Annotated in this window: 21 protein-coding genes; 11 read left to right on the top strand and 10 right to left on the bottom strand. The window is 70.0% G+C overall.

Features of this window, described 5'->3' with window-relative positions; all coding sequences use genetic code 11:
• Positions 1–9 precede the first annotated feature (9 nt).
• Positions 10–3,087: an FG-GAP-like repeat-containing protein gene (locus tag EDD90_RS26050; RefSeq protein WP_123975459.1), complete on the bottom strand. Its 3,078-nt coding sequence runs from the start codon at positions 3,085–3,087 to the stop codon at positions 10–12.
• 261 nt (positions 3,088–3,348) lie between these two features.
• On the opposite strand from EDD90_RS26050, the gene EDD90_RS26045 reads away from it, so the two are divergent.
• Positions 3,349–3,858, top strand: a complete 510-nt coding sequence (locus tag EDD90_RS26045; RefSeq protein WP_123975458.1) for a DinB family protein — start codon at positions 3,349–3,351, stop codon at positions 3,856–3,858.
• Between the two features lie 174 nt (positions 3,859–4,032).
• Here EDD90_RS26045 and EDD90_RS26040 read toward each other — a convergent pair whose 3' ends face one another.
• Complete coding sequence (locus tag EDD90_RS26040; protein WP_123975457.1) at positions 4,033–5,358, bottom strand: phosphatase PAP2 family protein; 1,326 nt, start codon at positions 5,356–5,358, stop codon at positions 4,033–4,035.
• 258 nt (positions 5,359–5,616) lie between these two features.
• Here EDD90_RS26040 and EDD90_RS26035 point away from each other — a divergent pair, with 258 nt between their 5' ends.
• A complete protein-coding gene (locus EDD90_RS26035; RefSeq protein WP_123975456.1) occupies positions 5,617–6,969 on the top strand; it encodes a S8 family serine peptidase in 1,353 nt (450 codons plus the stop codon).
• A gap of 78 nt (positions 6,970–7,047) precedes the next feature.
• Here EDD90_RS26035 and EDD90_RS26030 read toward each other — a convergent pair whose 3' ends face one another.
• The gene (locus EDD90_RS26030) at positions 7,048–8,874 is read right to left on the bottom strand and encodes a hypothetical protein (RefSeq protein ID WP_260328063.1); all 1,827 of its coding nucleotides are present in this window, start codon (positions 8,872–8,874) and stop codon (positions 7,048–7,050) included.
• 201 nt (positions 8,875–9,075) lie between these two features.
• Between EDD90_RS26030 and EDD90_RS26025 the strand changes: the two genes are divergently transcribed.
• The 3 genes from EDD90_RS26025 (at position 9,076) to EDD90_RS26015 (ending at position 12,361) form a co-directional block, all read left to right on the top strand.
• Positions 9,076–10,074, top strand: a complete 999-nt coding sequence (locus tag EDD90_RS26025) for a LacI family DNA-binding transcriptional regulator (RefSeq protein ID WP_123975455.1) — start codon at positions 9,076–9,078, stop codon at positions 10,072–10,074.
• A 174-nt stretch (positions 10,075–10,248) separates the two neighbouring features.
• Positions 10,249–10,914 (top strand): DUF402 domain-containing protein, encoded by a 666-nt coding sequence (locus EDD90_RS26020; protein WP_123975454.1) that lies wholly within the window; start codon positions 10,249–10,251, stop codon positions 10,912–10,914.
• A gap of 355 nt (positions 10,915–11,269) precedes the next feature.
• On the top strand, positions 11,270–12,361 hold the full coding sequence (locus EDD90_RS26015; protein ID WP_123975453.1) for a sugar ABC transporter substrate-binding protein: 1,092 nt from the start codon (positions 11,270–11,272) through the stop codon (positions 12,359–12,361).
• Positions 12,362–12,376: 15 nt separating this feature from the next.
• On the opposite strand, the gene EDD90_RS26010 is transcribed toward EDD90_RS26015, so the two are convergent.
• On the bottom strand, positions 12,377–13,273 hold the full coding sequence (locus EDD90_RS26010) for an NAD(P)H-binding protein (RefSeq protein ID WP_123975452.1): 897 nt from the start codon (positions 13,271–13,273) through the stop codon (positions 12,377–12,379).
• Positions 13,274–13,424: 151 nt separating this feature from the next.
• On the opposite strand from EDD90_RS26010, the gene EDD90_RS26005 reads away from it, so the two are divergent.
• Positions 13,425–13,862, top strand: coding sequence for a MarR family winged helix-turn-helix transcriptional regulator (locus tag EDD90_RS26005; protein WP_123975451.1), 438 nt, complete (start codon positions 13,425–13,427; stop codon positions 13,860–13,862).
• Here EDD90_RS26005 and EDD90_RS26000 read toward each other — a convergent pair.
• The 3 genes from EDD90_RS26000 to EDD90_RS25990 form a co-directional block, all read right to left on the bottom strand.
• A complete protein-coding gene (locus EDD90_RS26000; RefSeq protein ID WP_123981635.1) occupies positions 13,857–14,057 on the bottom strand; it encodes a ferredoxin in 201 nt (66 codons plus the stop codon). The two genes, EDD90_RS26005 and EDD90_RS26000, sit on opposite strands and share 6 nt — an antisense overlap.
• Before the next feature lie 5 nt (positions 14,058–14,062).
• Positions 14,063–15,283 carry a cytochrome P450 gene (locus EDD90_RS25995; protein WP_123975450.1) on the bottom strand — a complete coding sequence of 407 codons (1,221 nt, stop codon included), beginning with the start codon at positions 15,281–15,283 and terminating at the stop codon, positions 14,063–14,065.
• Positions 15,284–15,413: 130 nt separating this feature from the next.
• Positions 15,414–17,696 carry a (Fe-S)-binding protein gene (locus EDD90_RS25990; RefSeq protein ID WP_123975449.1) on the bottom strand — a complete coding sequence of 761 codons (2,283 nt, stop codon included), beginning with the start codon at positions 17,694–17,696 and terminating at the stop codon, positions 15,414–15,416.
• A 221-nt stretch (positions 17,697–17,917) separates the two neighbouring features.
• Between EDD90_RS25990 and EDD90_RS25985 the strand changes: the two genes are divergently transcribed.
• From EDD90_RS25985 to EDD90_RS25965, 5 genes are all read left to right on the top strand, one after another.
• Entirely contained in the window at positions 17,918–18,937 is a 1,020-nt protein-coding gene (locus tag EDD90_RS25985; RefSeq protein ID WP_123975448.1) for an MraY family glycosyltransferase, read from the top strand.
• 94 nt (positions 18,938–19,031) lie between these two features.
• Positions 19,032–20,867, top strand: a complete 1,836-nt coding sequence (gene dnaK, locus EDD90_RS25980) for a molecular chaperone DnaK (protein ID WP_123975447.1) — start codon at positions 19,032–19,034, stop codon at positions 20,865–20,867.
• Positions 20,864–21,520 carry a nucleotide exchange factor GrpE gene (grpE, locus tag EDD90_RS25975; RefSeq protein ID WP_123975446.1) on the top strand — a complete coding sequence of 219 codons (657 nt, stop codon included), beginning with the start codon at positions 20,864–20,866 and terminating at the stop codon, positions 21,518–21,520. Before dnaK ends, grpE begins: the two co-directional genes overlap by 4 nt.
• 36 nt (positions 21,521–21,556) lie before the next feature.
• A complete protein-coding gene (gene dnaJ, locus EDD90_RS25970; protein WP_123975445.1) occupies positions 21,557–22,735 on the top strand; it encodes a molecular chaperone DnaJ in 1,179 nt (392 codons plus the stop codon).
• Between the two features lie 5 nt (positions 22,736–22,740).
• Complete coding sequence (locus EDD90_RS25965) at positions 22,741–23,187, top strand: heat shock protein transcriptional repressor HspR (protein ID WP_089100113.1); 447 nt, start codon at positions 22,741–22,743, stop codon at positions 23,185–23,187.
• Here EDD90_RS25965 and EDD90_RS25960 read toward each other — a convergent pair.
• The 3 genes from EDD90_RS25960 to EDD90_RS59065 are packed head-to-tail and all read right to left on the bottom strand — an operon-like array spanning position 23,184 to position 24,693.
• Positions 23,184–23,777, bottom strand: coding sequence for a hypothetical protein (locus EDD90_RS25960; protein WP_123975444.1), 594 nt, complete (start codon positions 23,775–23,777; stop codon positions 23,184–23,186). The genes EDD90_RS25965 and EDD90_RS25960 overlap by 4 nt on opposite strands.
• A gap of 50 nt (positions 23,778–23,827) precedes the next feature.
• The gene (locus EDD90_RS59070) at positions 23,828–24,442 is read right to left on the bottom strand and encodes a hypothetical protein (protein ID WP_398925473.1); all 615 of its coding nucleotides are present in this window, start codon (positions 24,440–24,442) and stop codon (positions 23,828–23,830) included.
• Positions 24,439–24,693, bottom strand: a complete 255-nt coding sequence (locus tag EDD90_RS59065) for a hypothetical protein (protein ID WP_398925470.1) — start codon at positions 24,691–24,693, stop codon at positions 24,439–24,441. Before EDD90_RS59065 ends, EDD90_RS59070 begins: the two co-directional genes overlap by 4 nt.
• Positions 24,694–24,809: the final 116 nt, after the last annotated feature.

Genomic DNA, 24,809 nt, shown 5'->3' with positions numbered 1-24,809 from the left:
AACCGCCCGTCAGTACACGCCCTTGTACGTCTGCCAGCCCGAGGCGATCTTCGTGCGGGGGCCGAACGATCCCGAGCCGTTGCCGTTGTTGCGCCACAGGTTGCCGGAGGTGTCGCGGGAGACGATGTCCGCCCTGCCGTCGCCGGTGATGTCGCCGACGCCCACGACGACGTTGTACGACGAGCCCCAGCCGGAGGCCACCTTCACACGGGATCCGAAGCCGCCGGAGCCGTTGCCGTCGTACCGCCACAGCGTGTTGGAGCGGTCCTGGGCCAGCAGGTCCCCGCGGCCGTCGCCGTTGAGGTCGCCGACGCCCACGATCTTCTTGTAGCCCGACCAGTTCCCCGCGATCCGGACCCGGGCCGACAGCTTCCCCGCGCTGGTGCCCTTGTACAGGAACAGTTCTCCCGTCGACGCCTTGCGGGCGATCAGGTCGGGGCGGCCGTCCCCTGTGAGGTCCCCCGGCGAGGTCAGCACGTCGTACTGGTTCCAGCCCTTGCCGAGCGAGGTGTGCGGGGTGGTCGTGGTGAAGGCCTGTCCGAGCATGGTCCGGTACACCCGCAACTCGCCGCTGCCGAACCGGACGAGGACGTCGTTGCGGCGGTCGCCGTCGAGGTCGCCGAACGGGACCAGGGTGACGGAGGAGGGCCAGCCCGAGGCCGACATGGCCTTGCCGAAGCCGCCTGTGCCGTCGCCGGGGCGGTAGCTGACGACGCCGGACGAGGTGAGGGTGAGGGCGTCGCCGATGCCGTCGGGCGCCCACGAGCTGTTGTTGGTGAAGTCGCGGCGCACGGCGGCTCCCTGGGACACCCTGACCGTCTGCGACACCGTCAGGGCCGGTCCCGAACCGTCGGCGGGCGGGGCCGTCAGCTTGAGGGTGTACGTGCCGTCGGGGACCAGCGCGCCCTTGCTGTCGCGCTCGTCCCAGCGCGTGGTCAGGTTGCCGGACACCGCCCCACCGGAGAGCGTACGGACCACGGCGCCGGCGGTCCTGCTGGTGAGCGTCGCCGTCCAGGAGGCGGCGGGCTTGGAGAGCAGTCCGCGCCACTGCCACCACGGGTTGTCGGCCGAACGGCTCTCCCCCACGCTGCTGGTCACCTCTGACTCGGCGACGGCGAGCCGCTGGGTGGCGACCCCGCTGGGCACCAGATGGATCCGCTGATCCGCGTCCACGTAGGCCGCGGGACCGCCGAACTTGTCCACGGTCCAGGTCACCCCGCGCAGACCGGAGCCGCCCGTCGCGAGGTCGCCGATGGTGCGGGCGGTCGCGGTGCCGTCGGCGAAGGCGGTGAGGAGGAGCGCCCCGGCCGAGGTGTCGTGCCGGACGAGGTAGCCGTCGCCGAGCAGCGCCTCGCCGGAGGGGACGGGGATGTTCTTCTTCGCCGTACGGTCCCAGACGCCGGCCGTCGCGGTCGGACCGCAGGACCAGTAGATCCAGCGGCCCACCACCTGCAGCTCCTTGGGGACGCAGGGGGCGCCGGTGCTGACGGTGTCGGTGGTCCTGCCGGTCTTGAGGTCCTTGGCGGTGACGACACCGGTGCCGGAACCCGGCGTCCACAGGCTGGTCCCCCAGACGGAGGCGGCCGTGACGGAGCGGGTGACGACGGGCTGCAGGTCGGAGTAGACGCCGAGATCGCCGACGTACTGCCTGGCGGGGGAGGAGCCGTTGACGATCGCGTAGCGGCCGGTGATGTCGAGGACCGTTCCGGAGGCCGAGGCCAGGTAGAAGCCTGCCTGGCCGTCGAGGGACTGGACGTACGATCCGATGCTGGGGTCGGGCGAGTCGGTGAACGTCACCACCTGTCCGTCGCCGGTGGCGTAGGGGCCCGCCCCGCGGCCGTCCCAGGCCTGCCAGGCCGGCGCGCCCGGTGTTCCGTCGGCGGCGATCCGCCGGGTGTAGTAGGCGCCCAGGAAACTGCTGTCGGCCTCGTCGGTGGCCAGGGTGCCGTTCTGCAGCGAGAGCCGGGCGATCTTCGCTGCGGCCGGCGGTACGGCGGTCAGCTCGGTCAGCGTCGGGGCGTCCGCGCCCGTGTCGGTGACCCTGCGCACCGCCCAGTGCCCGGAGTCGGCGCCGCCGACGGCCAGCAGACTGCCGTCCGGTGCCGTGACGAGGGAAGTGTTCGCGTGCCGGAGCAGGGTGACCGGGTCACCGCCCGTGAGCGGGACGGCCATCAGCCGCTCGCCGGACGTGTCGACCTGGTCGCTCGGGCTCGACGGCACGGAACGGGCCACCACCAGCCAGCGCCCGGCGATGCCCATGTACGGGATGCCTTCCGTGCCGGGCAGCGGCACCGTCGTTCCGGCGGCGGAGAGGTCGGCGCGGTCCAGGACGTGCGCCGTCCTGATGTCGGACCACCAGACCAGCCGGTCGGCGCTCAGCGCGACGCCGGCCGGGACGGCGGGTACGACGACGTCGCCGGTGACCCTCGCGGCGGCCAGGTCCACCAGCGCCAGGTGGTGCTCGCCGTTCGGCAGCCCGTAGCCGATGACGGCGGTGGAGCTGTCGCCGCCCAGCACGCTGAAGTTGGTGGTGATTCCGGTCGGCCAGCCGTCGACGAGGGTGCCGTCGGCGGGCGCGCCGCCGCCGTACAGCCGCAGCACGCGGCTGCTGTCGGTGTTCCGGGCCTGGGTCAGCACATGGGCGCCGAAGGTGGCCTCGTAGGCGCCGTGGGTGAGGGCGACGTCCGTGGCGGTGCCGGCGGACAGGTCCCTGAGGACGACCTTCCGGGTGGGCGAGACGACATCGGTCACGACGTCGGACGACGACCCCAGGTACCCGGGGAGCTCAAGCCGGGCCAGGTTGCCCAGCCCGGTCGTGGTACCGGTGTCGTACGAGGTCCACAGGTAGCCGGAACGCCCCTCCTGGGCATGCAGATAACCGGTGGGGCCGGCACTGTAGATCCGGTCCCTGCGCGGTGTGTAGCGGTCCGCCTGGAAGACCTTCTCCGCCGCGGGGGCGGTGCTCCCGGCACCGTTGTCCGCGTCGGCCGTGCCGGCGAGCGGGCCGGGACCGGCGGTCGCGGCGAGCACCGCCAACGCGGCGACGACGCCACGGGCGGTGGTACGGGCGGTGGTACGACGGGCCATCGTCGCCTCCTGGGGCCTCTCGGCAGAAAAGGCGTGACGGGACGGCGGCGGCCGATCAAGCGCGCGTCGACGGATGCTGCGAAAGCACCAGCCCCCCGGCTGCCCCCCCGTGCACAGCACAACGAGAGTAACAGCAGGCCCAGTTGTCGCTACTGGAGCGTCCAGTGGACCGAGACCGGCGTCCTCACCGGCCTGGCCACCGCGCCGGACCGGATACTGCTGCTGTCCCCCGGACGTCGGAACGGATCAGGAGCAGCGTCAGTGAACAGCGACAACCGCATAGGACCGCCCGCTTTCGGCAGTGAACGCGAGATGCTGCGGGCGTTCCTCGACTACCACCGCGCCACCCTCGCCATGAAGTGCGAAGGGCTCACCGACGAGGAGTTGCGGCAGCGGTCGATGCCGCCGTCGACGCTCTCGCTGCTCGGTCTGGTGCGGCACCTGGCGGAGGTGGAACGGGCCTGGTTCCGCCGGGTCTTCGAGGACCATGACGCGCCGATGGTCTGGTCCGACGAGATCGACTTCCAGGCGGCGTACGACGCGAGCGGGTCGACCCGGGACGAGGCGTTCACGGCCTGGGAGGCCGAGGTGGAGACCTCGCGCCGGATCGAGCGTGCGGCCGGCTCGCTGGACCTGGCCGGATATCAGCCGAGGTGGGAGGGGGAGGTGTCGCTGCGGATGGTGATGGTGCACGTCCTCCTGGAGTACGGCCGCCACAACGGGCACGCCGACTTCCTGCGGGAGGGCGTCGACGGGACCGTGGGAGCGTGAGCCCCGGGCTCTCAGCGGCCGGGGACAGCTCCGCGGTCCCGGGTTCCGGACGGCGAAGGCGAGGTGCTGCCGTGTCCGGGGCGGCCTGGCTGTCCGGCAACGGGACCCGCCGCCGCGGGAGTTGACCGGACAACCGTCCACCAGGGGCGATCGACTGTCCGATCCGCGTCCGGATCAGATCAGTTCGGGTTGCGGCTCCCGTTGTGGCGTCGACACGGGCGCGGGTTCCCAGCGCGCGACGGTCTGTACATAGCCGTAGATCACCGAGGCCATCGCCAGCAGGAGAAGCGGTCCGGCCACCCACGGATGGCCGGCCATCTCCGACGGCAGCCAGCGATAGGACAGCAGGAGCGCGGTGAAGACCGTCGTACCGTAGGCGACCAGCCGGATCCCGGATCGGTCCCAGCCGCGGTCGTAGGTGCGCAGGGCCGTCTCGATGGTGAGCGTGAACACCACGCCGGCTATGAGGTCCGCGCCGTAGTGGTAGCCGAAGCCCAGCGTCGCGGTGAGCGTGGCGACCAGCCAGAAGGCGCCGGCGAACTGCAGTGTCCGGGGACCCTTCCGGGAGTGGATGAAGATCGCGGTGGCCCATGCCGTGTGCAGGCTGGGCATGCAGTTGCGCGGGGTGAATCCGTCGAACGCCATGTGGTGCGGGGGGCCGAGCGGGGACGGGGTGCGCGGCCACAGGTCGGCCACCTCCCAGTGGCCGCCGCCGGTCAGTGGCGGTTGTTCCGGCCAGAGGCTTACCGAGGCCCAGTGTTCGGCGCCGGTGCCGTAGGCGAAGACCGGGCCGACCACCGGGAAGATCATGTAGATGGCGGGCCCGACGAGGCCTATCACCAGGAAGGTGCGCACCAGGTGATGGCGCGGGAAGCGGCGTTCGGCCGCCACGTGCCGCAGTTGGTACAGCGCGACGACGACCGCGGCCACGGCGAGCTGGCCGTAGACGATTTCGAGGACGTTGAAGCCGACCGGGCCGGAGGCCGTGACGATCCGGCCCACCACCCACGACGGGTTGCCCAGCGCGTGGTCGGCGGTGGCCACGTACTGGTCGAGCACCATCGGGCGGGTCTTCGAGGTGATGAGCAGCCAGGTGTCGCCGGTCTTGCGGCCGGTCACCAGCAGCAGGCCCAGCCCGACACCCTTGAGCAGCAGGGTCCGTTCCCGGCCGGTGCGGCGCGTCACGGCGATGACCGCGCAGCCGATCAGTACCCACAGCGCGCCGTTCCCGAAGGGATGGCCCTCGGTCACCTCGTTGCCTGTCGCCCACCGGACGACCCAGAAGACGAGGTCGATACCGACCGCTGCACCGAAGGCGATGAACCGCTGCCGCCAGGTGAGCACCACCATCATCAGCGCCATGCCGGCGTACAGCAGAAAGCCCGACTTGGGCGCGAATACCACTTCGCGCGCCTGGGTGGTGATCGGTCCCGGCAGGCCGTAGTGGCGTGCGGTGATCTCCAGCGCGACGAGGAACGCGAGGGCCGTGGCGGCCGCCACGGCCCAGATTCTCAGGGGTGTCTTTTTCAACGTTTGGCCGATTTGTTAGATATTTCCTTGTTAAGAAAAGCCTGTACGTGAGGGATAGACCCTAAAGACGCCTCCAGGGTTGCGTCCTCGTTCTCCTGAAGTTCAGAGCGAGGCTCCGGTGGCCATCGCCGGGTAAAGGGTTCGGCATCGTCGGTTCAACGGTCTTGAACTGTGCATGACCCATTCGATGGGATGCGCGGAGACCATGCCGAGATCTCTGGGGGATCCATGCACATAGCCCGTACCGGGCTGCGCGTCGCGGCCGCCACGTCCGTCGCCGCCCTCGCGGCCACCGCGCTGACGGCCGCCGCGCCCACTTCCGTACCGCACACCCTCGCGGTACCCGCCGTCGCCGGACACACCCTGGTCCATGGCGTGAGCAGCCCGCTGACCAGCGAGCAGTGCCAGACCAAGTGGCACATCAACTGCTACACGCCGCTCCAGTACCGCACCGCGTACGACCTCAACGCCCTCTACCGCGACGGTGTCACGGGCAAGGGGCGCACCATCGTCATCGTCGACTCGTACGGTTCCCCGACCGTCCAGCACGACCTCGACGTCTACAGCAAGCAGTTCGGGCTGCCCAGCACCAAGGTGAAGGTCGTCAAGTGGGGGCACGTGCCCGCCTTCGACCCCAAGAACTCCGACATGACGGGCTGGGCCGGCGAGACCACCCTGGACGTCGAGATGGCGCACGCGGTCGCGCCCGCCGCGAAGATCGTCGTGGTGGAGACGGCGGTCTCCGAGACCGAGGGCACCACCGGTCTGCCGGAGATGATGGACGCCGAGAAGTACATGATCGACCACGGTGTCGGCGACGTCATCAGCCAGAGCTTCGGCGCCACGGAGAACACCTTCCCCGGCTTCGCCAAGGGCGACTTCTCCAGCATCAAGAAGCTGCGCTACGCCTTCCAGGACGCCAACCGCAAGCACGTCACCGTGCTCGCCGCCTCCGGTGACGGCGGCGCCACCGACCTCCAGGCCGACGGCAAGACGTACTACAAGAAGCGCGTCAACTCCTGGCCGTCCTCGGACCCGCTGGTCACCTCGATCGGCGGCACCCAGCTCCACCTGGACGACAAGGGCCGGCGCGTCAAGCCGGACAGCGTCTACAACGACTACGGCTCCGGCGGTGGCGGCCAGTCCCACGTGTTCACCCGCCCGGCCTTCCAGAACGGGGTGAAGAACGTCGTCGGCACCCGCCGCGGCACCCCGGACATCTCGATGTCCGCCGCGGTCAACGGCGGTGCCTGGATCTACTCCAGCTTCGACCCGACCGCCGTCGGCTGGGACGTCAGCGGCGGCACCAGCGAGGCCACCCCGCTCTTCTCGGGCATCGTGGCCCTCGCCGACCAGCTGGCGGGCCAGCGGCTGGGCAACATCCAGAAGGCCCTGTACGACCTCTACTCGTACCACTCCAACGGCACCGGCATCGTCGATGTCAAGGACGGCACGAACAACAGCTACCAGGGCGTGACCGGCTACAAGGCCGTCAAGGGCTACGACCTCGCCACCGGCGTGGGCACCGTGGACGCCCTGCGCTTCGTCTCGGCCCTCGCCAAGGAGGGCGCGCGGCACTGACGTCGTCGGTACGGCACGCGCGTACGGCCCGGGTTCCGCACCCGGGCCGTACGCGTGCAAGAACGTCCGGGGCCCGTGTCAGCCCGTCACCTGCACCATCGCCGTCGCCCCCGCCGGCACCACCGGTGTCGCGTACGTGTACGTCACACCGTCGACCGTCTTGGTGCGCGCCCGCTGCGGGACGCCGTCGACGGTGATCCTCTTGTGGACGCCGGGGAAGCGGGCCTCCCAGATGTAGGAGCCGTGCCGGGCGTTGTTCGTCAGGGTGGTCCTGGTCGCGCCGTCGTGCCGCACGGTGATGGTGTCCTTGCCGACCGGGATGTCCGCGACCCGGAGCCACTTCATGCCGGACGGCAGCCGTGACTCGGTGGTCACCTGGTGGGCCGCCGCGTTCGGGGTGATGCCCATCAGGCCCTGGACCGTCTGGCTGACCAGGGTGAACGACACCTCGGGGTAGTCGCCGTCGGGGCCCTGGCCGGAGTTGACGTGCTGCAGATCCCGCTCGCCGTAGATCTTCTTCATCCACCACCACGCGGTATCGGCGCGGTTGTTCCTGAAGAACATGTCGGGCAGGTACGTCGTCGACTCGATGTTGGGCGAGCCGTTCGGCCCCAGCTCCTCGGTCTGGATGTAGTCGAGGTAGGCGTCGTTGCGCGGGCCGGGGTCGATGATCTGCTTCATCGGCATGAACACGCTGTTCTCCTTGCCCCAGCCGGTGACCGGGGTGCCGGAGGTGGTGTACGCGCGGACCATGCCGGCGCCGCTGCCGGTGCCGCTCCAGGTGTCGTTGAAGTACGCCTTCAGATCGGCGGCCTTGCGGTCGTACTTCTTCGCCAGCGCGGTGTCGCCCTTGCCGCGCGCGAGCACGTCCATCGCCAGATACGCCTGGTACTCCGAGGCGATGGTGTCCCCGGCCTCGGCTAGGTTGTCGCCGTCCTGCTCGTTGTAGCTGGCGGCGCCGGCGAAGATGCCGTTGCCGGTGCCCTCGGCGACCTTCACCTTGCCGTTGGGAACGGTGCTGTTGTGCAGGTCGATGAACTGTTCGGTGGTGTGCCGGTAGTAGTCCCACAGCACCGGGTCGTCGACGTATCTGCGGTCGCCGGTCCAGAGGTACGCCTGGGCGGCCTTCTCGACGAGTTCGAAGACGGCAGGCACCTCGCGCACGTAGTCGTCCGGGCTGTGGTAGTCGATGCTCAGGTACGTCTTGGCGTCGAAGTTGAGGGACCACACCGGGAAGTACTCGTCCCCGGCGGTGGCCGACGCCGCGTACGAGCGGAGCATCGTCTCGTTCTCGGTGTCGAGGCCGATGAGATGGGCGCCGGCCAGCTGGTGGGTCATGTCCCGGGAGTAGTACGCGCTGCGGTTGGCGTATCCGGCCCAGTAGGTGGGCCCGTACGGCGCGGTGCCGGTGCCGCTGGTGTGGTACTCGTCGGCGTTGACCCAGGCGCTGCCCGAGCCGAAGACGATCTCCAGCCGGTCGCCGGCCTTCAGATCGACGCGGCTGATGGTGTACCGGGCGTAGGTGGGGCGCTGCGGCAGGTCGACCGTGCCGACGGTCTCGCCGTTGCGCCGGATCGTGTACGTACCGCCGGTGCCGGCGCTGCCTATCCACGCCGAGAAGTCGTAACTGCCGTCCCGGGGCGCGGTGATGGTCTGGGCGGCCCACTTGCCCGTGCCGGCGTCGAGGTAGAGGAAGCGGGAACCGCTGTGGACGTTCCCTTCGCCGACCCCGGCGCCGGCGCTGAAGGTCCAGCCCACCCCGCCGTTCTCGAAACCCGGGTCGGGCAGGGCGAGTTGGGGTCGGGAGTCGGCGGCGGCACGCGGTCCCGCGGTCGCGGAGGCGGCGGGGACGAGCGGCGTGAGCAGGGCAACGGCGGTGAGCAGCATGAACCTTGAGGGCTTCATCGGTTCTCCCGGTCTTCAGCTACGGCGGGCGGGGCGGCCGAGTCGTGGCGGAAAGCTAACAGGGGCGGAAGAGGCCGTTCAATGGTCATGCATAGAAATCCTGCAACAGGACTGAAAGTCTTCATCGAAATCTTGCAAGTGGGCGGGTGCCGGGCAAAGTAATGTGTGGAGGTCCGCACGACGGGGGACGGAGGAAACCGCATGAAGGTCGGCATCACCGAGGTCGCGGACCGGGCGCAGGTGAGCGAGGCCACGGTCAGCCGGGTCATCAACCGGCGCCAGGGCGTGTCCCGCAAGACCCGCGAGGCGGTCGAGCAGGCGATGGCCGACCTCGGCTACGAGCGGCAGACGCAGGGACAGCTCGTCGCGGTCGTCACCGAGCTGGTCTCCAACCCGTTCTTCGCCGACGTCTGCGAACGCATCGAGGCCACCCTCGCCCCGCACGGCCTGAAGACCATCCTGTGCCCGTGCTTCCCCGGCGGGGTGCAGGAGCTGGACTACGTGACCTCGCTGGCCGACCGGGGCATCGCCGCGGTCGTCTTCCTCTCCGCCAGCAACACCATCGAGGGCGCGGACCCGGAGGCGTACGAACTGCTGCGCTCCCGCCGGATCCCGTTCGTCGGGGTCAACGGCCAGTTCGAGGGCGGCTGCGAGGCCCCCGTCTTCTCCACCGACGACCTGCTGGCCGCCGAGCTCGCCGTCGACCACCTGTACCGGCTCGGGCACCGCAGGATCGGCATGGCCTCGGGTCCCGTCGGCAACCGCCCGGCGGACCGCCGGGTCAGCGGCTTCGTCGCCTCGCTCGCCCGGCGCGGGATCGCGGACCCGGAGCAGTGGGTGGTCCGGCAGTCCTACACCGTGGAGGGCGGCCAGTCGGCCGCGGTCTCCCTCCTCGGCCGCGGTGCCACGGCCGTCGTCGCCGCCAGCGACTACATGGCCCTCGGCGCGATCCGCGGCGCGCGCCGGCAGGGTTACGACGTCCCGGGCGAGGTCTCGGTGGTCGGCTACGACGGCTCCATGATCATGGACTTCGTCGACCCCCCGCTCACCACGGTCCGCCAGCCCGCCGACCGGCTGGCCCCCGAGGTGGCTCGCAGCGTCCTGGCCCTGCTGGGCAACCGCGAGGTCCCCGTCGGCGAGCTCCTCTTCGACCCGGAACTGGTGATCCGCGCGAGCACCGCACCGCCGAAGGCGGAGTGACCCCCGCGGTGCCCCTCGGGGAGGCTCAGCCCTTGACCGCCGAGCTGGCCACCCCCTGCACGAACCACCGCTCGGGCAGTGCTTCCGGCGAAGGGTGGGCCGGGCCAGAATGGCGTTCCCGTTAGACGCTCACGACCGAGGCCGACTGGGGGTCCGGCCGTCAGGAGGCGCTCCGTGCGAACGTTCCGGCCGGGTGAGACCGCCGTCCGGCGTGATGTGTTCCGGCGCAGGGTGTGGAGCGCCCACGCGTTCCGGGTCGTCGAGGACTCCGCCGAGGCGCTCGTCCTCGGCTGCCGGCCCGGCGCCGAGCTCCTGGTGCCGACCTCCTGGATCGAGTGGCTGTTGACGGGTGACCACACCGCGCGGGTCCGGGCGCTGCCGAACCTGGCCCAGGGGAGCTGGCGGCTCGGCCGCTGGTCGTGGCGGGACACGGCCCATCTGCAATGGGTGCCGCCGGGCACCTGGTTCAGCGTGAACGCGTTCTACGACGCCTCCGACGGCCAGCGGTTGGCCCACTGGTACGTCAACTTCCAACGGCCCATGCGGCGCACGGCCATCGGCTTCGATACCTTCGACCTCCTCCTGGACCTGGTGATCGCCCCCGACCTGTCGCGATGGGACTGGAAGGACGAGGACGAGTACGAGCACGGCCGCCGGCTGGGCGTGGTGAGCGAGGCCGATCACCGGGCGGTGGAGCGGGCCCGCGAGGAAGCGGTGGCGATGATCGCGCAAGGGGCGGGACCGTTCGCCGACGATGCCGGCCATCGCGACTGGTGCCCCGAGCCCGGCCGGCCGGCCCCCGCGCTGCCCGCCGACGCCCTGACCGCCGGACTCCTCTGAGATACAGGACCCGTCCGGCGGGTCGGATCTTGCAGCAGCGAAGTGCCGGACAGTGCGGGGCCGTTGCCCGATCGTCCAAATTTCCGAGGCGGGCCGACATCACGAACACGCCGAAATGCGCGGCGACTTACCGGTGAACCGCCTCTGAACTGCGGAATTCTCATCCGGTCACAGCATCTCCCATCGATGCGCACAGAATTCCCCAACAGCCTTAATGTCCTTACGTCTTGACCTACTCGGTAGTTACCCGTTTGCTTCGTTCACATCATCCGCCGGCGCATGATGCTCGCCCCACCCGGAAGGCGCTGATGTGAGCGCTCCTGCTTTCTGTGGCACCCCCTTGCCTCGTTTCGCGATGGCCCTGGCCGCCTCCGCCTCCGCCTTGTCGCTCACCGCGTGCGGTGTCGTCGACGGCATCGGCGGCAGCAGCGGCTCCGCGTCCCCGGGCAAGGGCGACGACATCACGGTGGGACTGCTCCTGCCCGACAAGGACACCGCCCGGTTCGAGGCCTTCGACTACCCCATCTTCAAGAAGGAGGTCGCCTCCCTCACGCACGGCAAGGCCAAGGTCGACTACGCCAACGCCGAGGCGAGCCAGGACAAGCAGAGCCGGCAGTTCCAGGCGATGGTGTCCAAGAAGGTCGACATCATCGTGGTGGACGCGCTGGACGCCAAGGCGATCGCGCCGGACGTGCAGAAGGCGAAGGACGGCGGGATCCCCGTCATCGCCTACGACCGGCTCGCCCAGGGCCCCATCGACGCCTATGTCTCGCACGACAACGAACTCGTCGGCGAGGTACAGGCCCGCGCCATCGTCGAGGCGCTCGGCAGCAAGGCCGCCACCAGCAAGATCGTCATGATGAACGGCGATCCGGCGGACCCGAACACGGGGAAGTTCAAGGACGGCGCCCTCGGTGAGCTCAAGGGCAAGGTCCAGATCGCCAAGGAGTACGACACCGACAAGTGGTCGCCCGCGGTCGCCGAGGCCAACATGAGGAAGGCGATCCAGGCCGTCGGCCTCGGCAACATCGCCGCCGTCTACTCCGCCAACGACGGCATGGCCGGCGCCGTCATCGACGCGATGAAGCAGGCGGGGGCCACCAAGATCCCGCCGGTCACCGGGCAGGACGCGAACCTGGACGCGGTGCAGCGGGTCGTCTCGGGCGAGCAGTACATGACGGTGTACAAGTCGTTCCTGGAAGAGGCCACCGACGCCGCGGAGATGGCGGTGTACAAGGTGCAGGGCAAGGACATCCAGTACGACGCGCTGACCCAGGACAAGGTCGACAGCCCGACCGAGAAGGACATCCCCGCGACGCTCGTGCCGGTGGTCGCCCTCACCAGGAACAACATCAAGGACACGGTGATCGCGGACGGCGTCTACACCGTCGGCGACATCTGCACCGCGAAGTACAAGGCGGCCTGCGCGGCGATCGGCCTGAACTGACGTGCTCTCCGGGCTTCAGCCCGAGGATTCCGGCCCGCTCGTCCCCGGCCGGATGCCGAGCGCCCGCCGGAACACGTCCGCGTGTGCCGTGCACCAGTCGGCGAAGGTGCGCGGCTTGCGGGCCAGCAGCCGCTCCACGGTGTCCGTGCGCAGGCCGACCGTGTCGGCGCGCATCCGCGTGAACCCCTCGACGAGAGCCTCGGCGAGGGCGGGCGGCGCTCCGCCGGGGAAGCGGAACCGCACGGCCTCCGCGGGGGTGGTCACCGGACGCACCTCGATGCCGGCCCCGACCGCCGCCGCGAGGACGCCGACCTGCTCGGCGAGGGTGAACGTCTCCGCGCCGGTCAGGGTGTACTCCGCGCCCCGGTGGCCGTCCTCGGTCAGGGCGAGCGCGGCCACCGCGGCGATGTCCGCGGGGTCGATCGGCGCGTAGCGGCCCGGGCCGGCCGGGTCGAGGACGTAACCCGCCTCGCGGAGGGTGGGCAGCCAGTCGAGCGCGTTGGTCATGAAGCCGCCGGGCCGCAGGAAGGTCGCGGGGATGCCGCAGGCGCGGACGAGGGTCTCGCGTTCGTGGTGCCAGCGGCCCATCGCCGGCATGGGGTCGCCGAGGACGTTGCAGGACGACAGGTGCACGATGTGGCGCACTCCCGCGGCCAGGGCGGCGGCGAGGGCATGCCTGGTGTGGTCGATGCCGATGCCCGCGGGGAGCAGGAACAGCCGGTCGGCCCCGTCGAAGGCGGGCGGGAGGGTCGCCGGTTCGCCCAGGTCGCCGACGATGCGTTCGGCCCGGCCCGGCAGGCCGGCGGCGCGGTCGGGATCACGGACGAGGATGCGGAACTCGGCGCCCTGCGCGTCGAGTTGGCGGACGAGTTCACGGCCGATGTTTCCGGTGGCTCCGGTGACCAGTAACATGACACCCCTGTCATTTGCCGGTTAACGACTTTGCGGGACGGGACGTTAGCCGGGAAATGATTAGCCGTCAATCGATCGGTGGACGGCGCCGGTTGTGCGGCGTACGGCGGCCGTGCCCGGCCGTCGTACGCCGTCTTTCCGAAAGGCCGCGATGTCCGAGTTCCTGGACCTGCACAGCAAGACGTCCAAGGCCCTTCGGGCCCTGGCCGACCGCGGCATGCGGGAGTACGGCCTCCACCTCGGCCAGAACCACCTGCTCGCGGCGCTCTGGGAGAAGGACGGCCGTACCCCCGGCGAGATCGCGGCGGCGGTCCACGTCACCACGCCCACGGTGACCAAGATGGCCACCCGGATGGCGGCCGCCGGACTGCTCACCCGGCGCCCCGACGACCGCGACAGCCGTCTCGTCAGGCTGTGGCTCACCGACGCCGGACGGGCGCTGCAGGGACCGGTCGAGGAGGAGCGCCGGCGGATGGAGGAAGCGGTGACCGCGGACCTCACCGACACCGAACGGCAGCACCTCCTCGGCGCGCTGGCGAAGATCCACCGCACCGCGAGCGGCCTCCTGGACAACCCCGCGGGGTCATGACCCCCCGGTGAGCCGGATCGCGGCGGCCGGACAGACGCTCGCGGCCTCACGCACGGCCGGGTGCCACTGCTCGGCGGGTTGGGCGGCCAGCAGGACGACGATGCCGTCCTCGTCCCGCTGGTCGAACACCTCCGGCGCGATCAGTACGCACTGCCCGGCACCGCAGCACTTCGCCTCGTCGACGGTCACCTCCACGGCGCTCACCACCGCACCGGGAGCTCAACCAGCGGTGTGGTGAGCTGGCCTTCTAGGCGGCGCAGGCCGGCGGGGTCCACGGCGTGTTCGAGGGTGGGCAGGCGGCGCAGCAGCACACCGAGCACCGTCTGCATCTCGGTGCGGGCGAGCGGCTGGCCCAGGCAGGAGTGCGGTCCCACACCGAAGGTCAGGTGCGCGTTGGGGGAGCGGCCCAGGTCCATGTCCTCGGCGTCCTCGAAGGCGTCGGCGTCCCGGTTGGCCGCGGCCATGCTGCACACCACCGTGGTGCCCCCGGGCAGCATCGCACCGCTCGGCACCTCGGTGTCCTCATGGACGTAACGGAGCATCCCGAAGCCGCCGTGCGGCTCATGGCGGAGCACCTCCTCCACTGCGGAGCGGATCAGCGAGGGGTCGTTCAGCAGCCGTTCCCACCGCGTCCGGTCGGCCAGCAGGGTGGCGGTCATCGAGGTGATGAAGCCGGCCGTGGTCTCGTGCCCGGCGAGCAGCAGCGCCTGGCCGGTGGCGGCCAGGGCGAGGTCGGACATCGGCCGGCCCTCGGCGTCGGTGGCCGCGAGCAGCTCGCTGATCAGGTCGTCCTGCGGATCCCGTCGCTTCTCCTCGATCAGGCCGGACATGTACTCGGCGAACCGGGTCTGCGCCGACCTCACCTCGTCCGTCGGGTACTTGGAGATGCTCAGGAACGCGTCCGACCACCGCTTGAAGTCGTCCCGGTCGCGCTCCGGGACGCCGAGCATGTCGCAGATGACGAACACGGGCAGCGGGAAGGCCAGCCACGGCACCAGGTCGGCGGGCTGTCCGTGCGCCACCATGTCGTCGACGAGCCGGTCGGCCGTCGCCTCGATCTTCGGGATCAGCGCCCGCATGCGTTTGGCGGTGAACCACCGGCCGACCATCCGCCGCCAGCGCTCGTGCCCCTCGGCGTTGAGCGCGCGGGCCATCGGGCTGTCGAAGACGCTGCCCGACTCGCTGGCGGTGATCCGGGCCGCGTCGGGCCGGGCCAGGCCCTCCCGGCTCAGCCGCGGGTCGGACAGGGCGAGCCTGACGTCCGCGTAGCGGGTGAGCAGGGTCGCCCGGTCGCCGCTGGGGAGCGTCACCGGGGCGACGGGGCACTTCTGCCGTAACTCCGGCCACTCGGCGGGCGGTGTCAGCGGGCCGGGGGAGGGGAGGGGGTAGCGCAGGGGTTCGTCCTGCTGGTTCGCGGCCATGGGGGCTCCTCGGGGGACTATTTCCGTGTGTTGCTTTAGTCAAGCAATCTCTTATCCCCGCAGGCCCCCGAAGAAACCAGAACGCCCCCGACCCGCAGTGGGTCGGGGGCGTTCCGTGCGTACGGACGGGTTACTTCACCGGCTCCGGCTCCGGCGTGCTCTCCGCCTCCGCCGCGCCCGCCGGGTCCACCGGCGTCCTGACGGAGTCGAGGAGCAGCTGGGCCACGTCCACCACCTGGATGGACTCCTTGGCCTTGCCATCGTTCTTCTTGCCGTTGACCGAGTCGGTGAGCATGACCAGGCAGAACGGGCAGGCGGTGGAGACGATGTCGGGGTTGACCGACAGGGCCTCGTCGACGCGCTCGTTGTTGATGCGCTTGCCGATCCGCTCTTCCATCCACATCCGCGCACCACCGGCGCCACAGCAGAAGCCGCGCTCCTTGTGGCGGTGCATCTCCTCGTTCCTGAGGCCCGGGACGCTGGCGATGATCTCGCGCGGAGGCGTGTAGATCTTGTTGTGGCGACCCAGGTAGCAGGGGTCGTGGTAGGTGATGATGCCCTCGACCGGGGTGACCGGGACCAGCTTGCCCTCGTCCACCAGGTGCTGCAGCAGCTGGGTGTGGTGGATGACCTCGTAGTCGCCGCCGAGCTGCGGGTACTCGTTGCCGATGGTGTTGAGGCAGTGCGGGCAGGTGGCGACGATCTTCTTCGCCGACTTCGGCTTCTTCGACTCCGCCGTGACCTTGCCGTCGTCGTCCAGCTCCTCGCCGAACGCCGTGTTCAGCGCCATCACGTTCTCCATGCCGAGCTCCTGGAACAGGGGCTCGTTGCCGAGGCGGCGGGCGGAGTCGCCGGTGCACTTCTCGTCGCCGCCCATGATCGCGAACTTGACGCCCGCGATGTGCAGCAGCTCGGCGAAGGCCTTGGTGGTCTTCTTGGCGCGGTCCTCCAGGGAGCCCGCGCAGCCGACCCAGTAGAGGTACTCGACCTCGGTGAGGTCCTCGATGTCCTTGCCGACGACCGGGACCTCGAAGTCGACCTCCTTGAGCCACTCCAGGCGCTGCTTCTTCGCCAGGCCCCAGGGGTTGCCCTTCTTCTCCAGGTTCTTGAGCATCGTGCCCGCCTCGGACGGGAACGCGGACTCGATCATCACCTGGTAGCGGCGCATGTCCACGATGTGGTCGACGTGCTCGATGTCCACCGGGCACTGCTCGACACAGGCGCCGCAGGTGGTGCAGGACCACAGCACGTCCGGGTCGATGACGCCGTTCTCCTCGGCGGTGCCGATCAGCGGGCGCTCGGCCTCCGCGAGAGCGGCCGCGGGCACCCCGGCGAGCTGCTCCTCGGAGCCCTTCTCCTCGCCCTCGGCGGTCTTGCCGCCGCCGGCCAGCAGGTACGGCGCCTTGGCGTGCGCGTTGTCCCGCAGGGACATGATCAGCAGCTTGGGGGAGAGCGGCTTGCCGGTGTTCCAGGCGGGGCACTGCGACTGGCAGCGGCCGCACTCGGTGCAGGTGGAGAAGTCCAGCAGGCCCTTCCAGGAGAACTGCTCGACCTGGGAGACGCCGAAGACGTCGTCCTCGCCCGGGTCCTCGAAGTTGATCGGCTTGCCGCCGGAGGTCATCGGGAGCAGGGCGCCCAGCGAGGTCTCACCCGTCGCGTTCCGCTTGAACCAGATGTTCGGGAAGGCCAGGAAGCGGTGCCAGGCGACACCCATGTCGGTCTTCAGGGCGACCACGATCATCCAGATGAAGGAAGTCGCGATCTTCAGGGCGGCGAAGAAGTAGGTGAGGTTCTGGAGCGTGGAGACGTCCATGCCCCGGAACCAGGAGACCACCGGGTACGAGATGAAGAACGACGCCTCGTAGGAGTCCACGTGGTGCTGGGCGCCCTCCAGGGCGTGCAGCGTGAAGATGCAGACGCCGACGATCAGGATGACCGTCTCGACGAAGTACGCCTGGCCGAAGTTGGAGCCGGCGAAGCGGGACTTGCGGCCCGGCCGGTTCGGCTTGCTCAGCTGGCGGATGACGATCAGCGTGAGGATGCCGAGGACCGTCATCGTGCCGATGAACTCGACGAAGACGTTGTACGGCGCCCAGTCGCCGATGACCGGCAGGATCCAGTCGGCCTGGAACAGCTGGCCGATGGCGTTGACGATCGTCAGCAGGAGGGAGAAGAAGCCGACCGCGACGAACCAGTGCGCCACGCCGACGATGCCCCAGCGGTTCATCCGGGTGTGGCCGAGGAACTCCCTGACCACGGTGACGGTCCGCTGGACGGGTTCGTCGGTACGGGTGCCGGCGGGTACGTTCTGACCGAGCCGCATGAAGTTGAAGATCTGCAGGAGGGCGCGGGCGAACAACGCCACGCCGACCACGATCAGAACCAGCGACACGATGATCGCGGCGAGTTGCATGGGGGCTCCTCGGGCCTGCGAGGGGTCTCTTCGGGTCTCTTCGCGAGGGTTCCCGAAATTACTAAGCGGTAACTTATGCAGTCCTCTGAGACTACCCGCATCTTTACTCGCACTGTAGTCAGGGGCAGGGTGATCTGGATCGCTGAGGTCCGCCTGCGCTCCCTCCCAACCCGATCGTGTTATTCGTACAGAATTGTTACATTAAGGTCTAATTTGGACCTGTGCTCTATGGGATCGCCGCCGCCACCACCGCCCTGCTGCTAGCCGCCGTCCTCTCCGCGCTGATCCGGCCGGCGGCCCTGCGGCTGGGGCTGGTCGACCGCAGGCGGGTGCGGCCGGTGCCGGCGCTGGGCGGGCTCGCCGTCGTCGGCGCCACCTGTCTGGTCGCGGGCGTCGGCGACTGGAGCGGGGTCGCCCCGCTCGGCACCGGGGTCGGTGAGCTGCTGGTCGCCGGGGGAGCCGTGGCGCTGCTCGGGGTGGTCGCCGACGTGTGGCGGCTCAAGACGCGGTTCCTGCTGTTCGGTACGGCCGTGGCGGCCGCGTGCGTCGTGCCGTACGGGGAGTTCGGCGCCGGGGGCGGGGTGCTCGCCGTCGGGTGGATCGCCTTCGTCGCCGTCGCCTTCAAGGGGCTCGACCATGCGGACGGCCTCGCCGGGACCGTCGGCGTGGTCACCGCCTTCGGGGTCGGTGCCTGTGCCACCGTCGAGGTCATGGACGGGCTCGCCGTACTGCTGAGCGTGCTGGCGGCCGCGCTCACCGGGTTCCTGATGCACAACTGGTATCCCGCGCGGATCGCCCTCGGCGCCACCGGTTCGCTGTTCGCCGGGTTCGTGCTGGCCGCGGCCGCGCTGTTCACCCGGACCGGGCACGACCCCGTCGCCGGCGCGGGCGTGCTGTTCGCGCTCACCGCCGTCGCGAGCGCCGATGTGGTGGTCGTACTCCTGTCGCGGCTGCTCGCCGGGCGGCCGGTGCTGCGGCGCGGGCCCGACCATCTCGCGCACCGGCTGCGGCGACTGGGGCTCAGCTCGCCGGGGGCGACGATCGTCCTCGGTGCCGGATCCTTCGCCGGGGTGCTCGTCGCGGTGCTCGCGCAGGGCGGCTGGATCGCCTCCGCAACCGTCGCCTGGGTCGCCGGCGTCACCCTGATCGCCGTACTCGTACTCCTTCGGATCCCTGTCTACGGCTCCCGGATGCCGGAGACTGTGCAGGTCAGCGGCCACTTGCGTGTAAGGAACGGATAAGACTTGAGTCTGCTCCACTCAGGTCTGTTGACCCAGGGGCAGGCTTGATGCACACTTGAGTCCGTTCCACTCAAGTCAGCTGGAGGAAATCACCATGGCACGTGCGGTCGGCATCGACCTGGGCACGACTAACTCCGTCGTCAGCGTTCTTGAAGGCGGCGAGCCCACCGTCATCACCAACGCCGAGGGTGCCCGGACCACGCCGTCCGTCGTCGCCTTCGCGAAGAACGGCGAAGTCCTCGTCGGCGAGGTCGCCAAGCGTCAGGCGGTCACCAACGTCGACCGGACGATCCGGTCCGTGAAGCGCCACATGGGCACCGACTGGAAGATCCAGCTGGACGGGAAGGACTTCAACCCCCAGCAGATCTCCGCGTTCATCCTGCAGAAGCTCAAGCGCGACGCCGAGGCCTACCTGGGCGAGAAGGTGACCGACGCGGTCATCACCGTCCCGGCCTACTTCAACGACTCCGAGCGCCAGGCGACGAAGGAGGCCGGCGAGATCGCCGGTCTGAACGTCCTGCGCATCGTCAACGAGCCCACCGCGGCCGCGCTCGCCTACGGCCTCGACAAGGACGACCAGACGATCCTCGTCTTCGACCTCGGTGGCGGCACCTTCGACGTGTCCCTCCTGGAGATCGGCGACGGCGTCGTCGAGGTGAAGGCCACCAACGGCGACAACCACCTCGGCGGTGACGACTGGGACCAGCGCGTCGTCGACTACCTGGTCAAGCAGTTCGCGGCCGGCCACGGCGTGGACCTCGGCAAGGACAAGATGGCCCTCCAGCGCCTCCGCGAGGCCGCCGAGAAGGCCAAGATCGAGCTGTCCTCCTCCACGGAGACCTCGATCAACCTGCCCTACATCACCGCCTCCGCCGAGGGCCCCCTGCACCTCGACGAGAAGCTCACCCGCGCCCAGTTCCAGCAGCTGACCGCGGACCTGCTGGAGCGCTGCAAGACGCCGTTCCACAACGTCATCAAGGACGCCGGCATCCAGCTCGGCGAGATCGACCACGTCGTCCTCGTCGGCGGCTCCACCCGTATGCCCGCCGTCGCCGAGCTCGTCAAGGAGCTGACCGGCGGCAAGGAGGCCAACAAGGGTGTGAACCCGGACGAGGTCGTCGCCATCGGCGCCTCGCTCCAGGCCGGTGTCCTCAAGGGTGAGGTCAAGGACGTCCTGCTCCTCGACGTGACCCCGCTGTCCCTCGGTATCGAGACCAAGGGCGGCATCATGACCAAGCTCATCGAGCGGAACACGACGATCCCGACCAAGCGGTCCGAGATCTTCACCACCGCCGAGGACAACCAGCCCTCCGTCCAGATCCAGGTCTACCAGGGCGAGCGCGAGATCGCGGCGTACAACAAGAAGCTCGGCATGTTCGAGCTGACCGGTCTGCCGCCGGCCCCGCGCGGTGTCCCGCAGATCGAGGTCTCCTTCGACATCGACGCCAACGGCATCATGCACGTGACCGCGAAGGACCTGGGCACGGGCAAGGAGCAGAAGATGACCGTCACCGGCGGCTCCTCGCTGCCTAAGGACGAGGTCGACCGGATGCGCCAGGAGGCCGAGCAGTACGCGGAGGAGGACCACCGCCGCCGCGAGGCCGCCGAGACCCGCAACCAGGGCGAGCAGCTCGTCTACCAGACCGAGAAGTTCCTCAAGGACAACGAGGACAAGGTCCCCGGCGAGATCAAGACCGAGGTCGAGGCCTCGCTCGAGGAGCTGAAGGAGAAGCTCAAGGGCGAGGACACCGCCGAGATCCGCACCGCCACCGAGAAGGTCGCGGCCGTCTCCCAGAAGCTGGGCCAGGCCATGTACGCCGACGCCCAGGCCTCCGGTGCCGCCGCCGGCGGTGCCCCCGCCAGTGACGCCGCCGACGACGTGGTGGACGCCGAGATCGTCGACGACGAGCGCAAGGACGGTGCCGCGTGACGGAGGAGACCCCGGGCTTCGAAGAGAAGCCCGACGTCCCCTCCGGCGCCACCCCCGACGACGCCGAGCCGAAGGCCGCTCCCGCTCAGGGGGCGGCCCCGGCCGGGGACGCAAGCGCACAGGTCGCCGGTCTGACGGCCCAGCTGGACCAGGTACGCACGGCGCTCGGCGAGCGCACCGCGGACCTCCAGCGCCTTCAGGCCGAGTACCAGAACTACCGCCGCCGGGTGGAGCGCGACCGGATCACGGTCCGGGAGATCGCCATCGCGAACCTCCTGACCGAACTCCTGCCCGTGCTCGACGACATCGGCCGCGCCCGGGAACACGGCGAACTGGTCGGCGGTTTCAAGTCGGTGGCCGAGTCGCTGGAGACGGTCGCGGCGAAGATGGGCCTGCAGCAGTTCGGCAAGGAGGGCGAGCCCTTCGACCCGACGATCCACGAGGCGCTGATGCACAGCTACGCGCCGGACGTCACCGAGACGACGTGCGTGGCGATTCTGCAGCCCGGGTATCGCATCGGGGAGCGCACCATCCGCCCCGCGCGGGTGGCGGTCGCCGAACCGCAGCCGGGGGCCACCCCGGTGAAGGCCGAGGGTGCCGAAGAGGCCTCCGCGGCCGGGGACGACAAGGACAACGGCCCTGAGGAGGGCTGAAGTCGTAGGTAACACGCGGAAGGAGGGGCGTCGGGGATGAGCACCAAGGACTTCATCGAGAAGGACTACTACAAGGTCCTCGGCGTCCCCAAGGACGCCACCGAGGCCGAGATCAAGAAGGCGTACCGGAAGCTCGCCCGCGAGTTCCACCCGGACGCCAACAAGGGCAACGCCAAGGCCGAGGATCGCTTCAAGGAGATCTCCGAGGCGAACGACATACTCGGCGACCCCAAGAAGCGCAAGGAGTACGACGAGGCACGCGCCCTCTTCGGCAACGGCGGCTTCCGCCCCGGGCCGGGCGCGGGCGGCGGCAACTTCAACTTCGACCTGGGCGACCTCTTCGGGGGCACCGCTCAGGGCGGGGGCGGCTTCGGCGGGGGCGGCGGCGGCTTCAGTGACGTCCTGGGGGGCCTGTTCAACCGGGGCGGCGGCGCGGGTGCGCGCACCCAGCCCCGGCGTGGCCAGGACATCGAGTCCGAGGTCACGCTCAGCTTCACGGAGGCCATCGAGGGCGCCACGGTCCCGCTGCGGATGTCCTCGCAGGCCCCCTGCAAGGCCTGTTCGGGCACCGGCGACGCCAACGGCACACCCCGGGTGTGCCCGACCTGCGTCGGCACCGGCCAGGTGGCACGGGGATCCGGCGGCGGCTTCTCGCTCACCGACCCCTGCCCCGACTGCAAGGGCCGCGGCCTGATCGCGGAGAACCCCTGCCCGGACTGCAAGGGCAGCGGCCGCGCCAAGTCGTCCCGGACCATGCAGGTCCGCATCCCCGCCGGGGTGACGGACGGCCAGCGCATCCGGCTGCGCGGCAAGGGCGCGCCGGGCGAGCGCGGCGGCCCGGCCGGCGACCTCTATGTGATGGTCCACGTGGACACCCACCCGGTCTTCGGCCGCAAGGACGACAACCTCACGGTGACCGTCCCGGTGACCTTCACCGAGGCCACCCTCGGCGGCGAGGTCAGGGTCCCCACCCTGGGCGGACCGCCGGTCACCCTGAAGCTGCCCCCGGGCACGCCCAACGGCCGCACCATGCGCGCCCGTGGCAAGGGCGCGGTCCGCAAGGACGGCACCCGCGGCGACCTCCTGGTCACCGTCGAGGTGAGTGTCCCCAAGGACCTGTCGGGGAAGGCTCGTGACGCACTTGAGGCGTATCGCGAGGCGACCGCGGGCGAGGACCCGCGGGCCGAGCTGTTCGAGGCCGCGAAGGGAGCATGACAGAGATGGACGGCCGTCGACGTAACCCGTATGAACTGACCGAGGAGACCCCGGTCTACGTCATCTCGGTGGCGGCCCAGCTCTCCGGACTGCACCCGCAGACGCTACGCCAGTACGACCGCCTCGGCCTGGTCTCCCCGGACCGCACGGCCGGGCGGGGCCGCCGCTACTCGGCCCGCGACATCGAACTGCTCCGCCAGGTGCAGGCGTTGTCGCAGGACGAGGGCATCAACCTGGCCGGCATCAAGCGCATCATCGAACTGGAGAACCAGGTCATCGCGCTCCAGCAGCGCGTCGCCGAACTCCAGGCGGCGGTCGACGGCGCGGCGGCCGCGATGCAGCAGCGGGAGGCGGCGGTGCACGCCTCGTACCGCCGCGATCTGGTCCCGTACCAGGAGGTCCAGCAGACCAGCGCACTGGTGGTGTGGCGGCCGAAGAAGGCCAAGGACTAGCAGCACGCGCGTGGCAGGGCCCCGGCCGCAGGCCGGGGCCCTTCTCGTGGCCGCTTCAGGTCGGGCTCGGTGTTGTCGTCCCAGTCCAGCTCGATGCCGTACTCGGTGGCCGTCGCGGTCAGCCCGGTCACCTGGGCGGGCGGCCGGTCCGACTCCGAGGTGATGACGGTGACCGTCCCGGAGGGGAGCGAGACGGCGGACGCCTGGTCCTGCGTCGTCACCACGTAGTGGTACGTGGTGCCCTCCGCCGCCGAGTCGTCGGTGCAGCTGTACTTCCGTGACCCGTCGGAGAGTTCGGTGTAGGTCGTGGTGCAGGACACCGGCTCGCCCGTCGTGCGCACGGGCAGGGTGGTGGACCGGTACACGTGGAAGGCGTACACCGTGCCGTCCCCGGGCTTGACCGTCCAGGACAGCAGGGCCGCGCCGACGTCCGCGGTCGCCGTGAGGTCGCGGGGCGCGGCCGGCGGCCGGTGGGCGCTCACCGTGTCGCTGTACGGTGACAGGTGACCGGTGCCGTCCACCGCGGCGACCTTGTACTTGTACGTGTAGCTGCGGTTGACCGTCTCGTCGCTGAGGTGGTTCCCGGTCACGTCCGTGACCGTCTCGCCGCCTCTCGGACCGGTGCGCACCACCCGGTACTTCACCGCGCCGGCACCGCCTTCCAGGACAGCTCGGCCGTGGTGTCCGTGACCGACGAGTCGAGCCCGCCCGGCGCGGCCAGCGTGATGCTGGTGACCGGCTGGTCGGCGGTACCCGCCGACTCGTTGCCGGCCTTGTCGTAGGCACGCGCCTCGTAGTAGTAGACGGCGCCGGTCGCCGGCGGGGTGTCGGTGTACGAGGTCGTGGCGGTGGCCGCCAGCCGGGTCCAGCTCGTGCTGCCCCGCAGCCGCCGGTAGACCCGGTAGCCCGCGAGGTCCATCTCCGCGTTCCGGCCCCAGCTGAGCTTCGCCTTGTTGCCCGCCGTGTCGTACGACACCAGCGGGTCGATCGGCGTCAGCGGCCCGATCTTGTCGACGGTCGCCGAAGTGCGAGGCGTGTACGTGAACTTGACCTTGGCGGCGCCGGTCCAGTTGACGTGGTCGACGCGCAGGGTGTGCTTGCCCTTGGGGACGGTCACGTTGACGGTCCTGCTCACCGTCTTCGTGGTGTTCTTCCACAGGTCGACCTTGCGGACGCCGTCCACGTACACCCGGATCCCGTCGAGCCCGGAGGCGGCGAGGGCGAAGGGCCCGCCGGAGCCGAAGTCACGGGTCACGCTCCACCGCACCCGAAGTTGTCCTTCGGCAGCCCGGACGCGGGGGCACCGCTCCAGCTTTCGCTGACCGCGGAGTCGCAGTCGGTCTTCTTCGGGGTGCCCTTGAAGGTGGTGTTCGCGAAGAACTGCCGCTTGAAGACCGGAGTGGAGCAGGTCGTGGCCGCCGAGGCGGTGGCGGCCGTACCGCCGAGCAGGGTGCCGGCGGTGGCGAGCACCACGGCGGCGGCCGAGGCGCTTCTGGCTGGGTTCATTCGTTCCTCTGATCGGATCGACACGGCGGGGACGGCCGTGTCGATGTCGACTCATGAGGAAAGGACTTGGTTGTACTGGTCTTTGCCTCCCCATGAACTCCCTTTGGATGGACGGT

This window comes from Streptomyces sp. Ag109_O5-1 (genome assembly GCF_003814875.1).
Lineage (GTDB): Bacteria > Actinomycetota > Actinomycetes > Streptomycetales > Streptomycetaceae > Streptomyces > Streptomyces sasae.
This window is presented reverse-complemented; position numbering and strand designations above follow the sequence as displayed.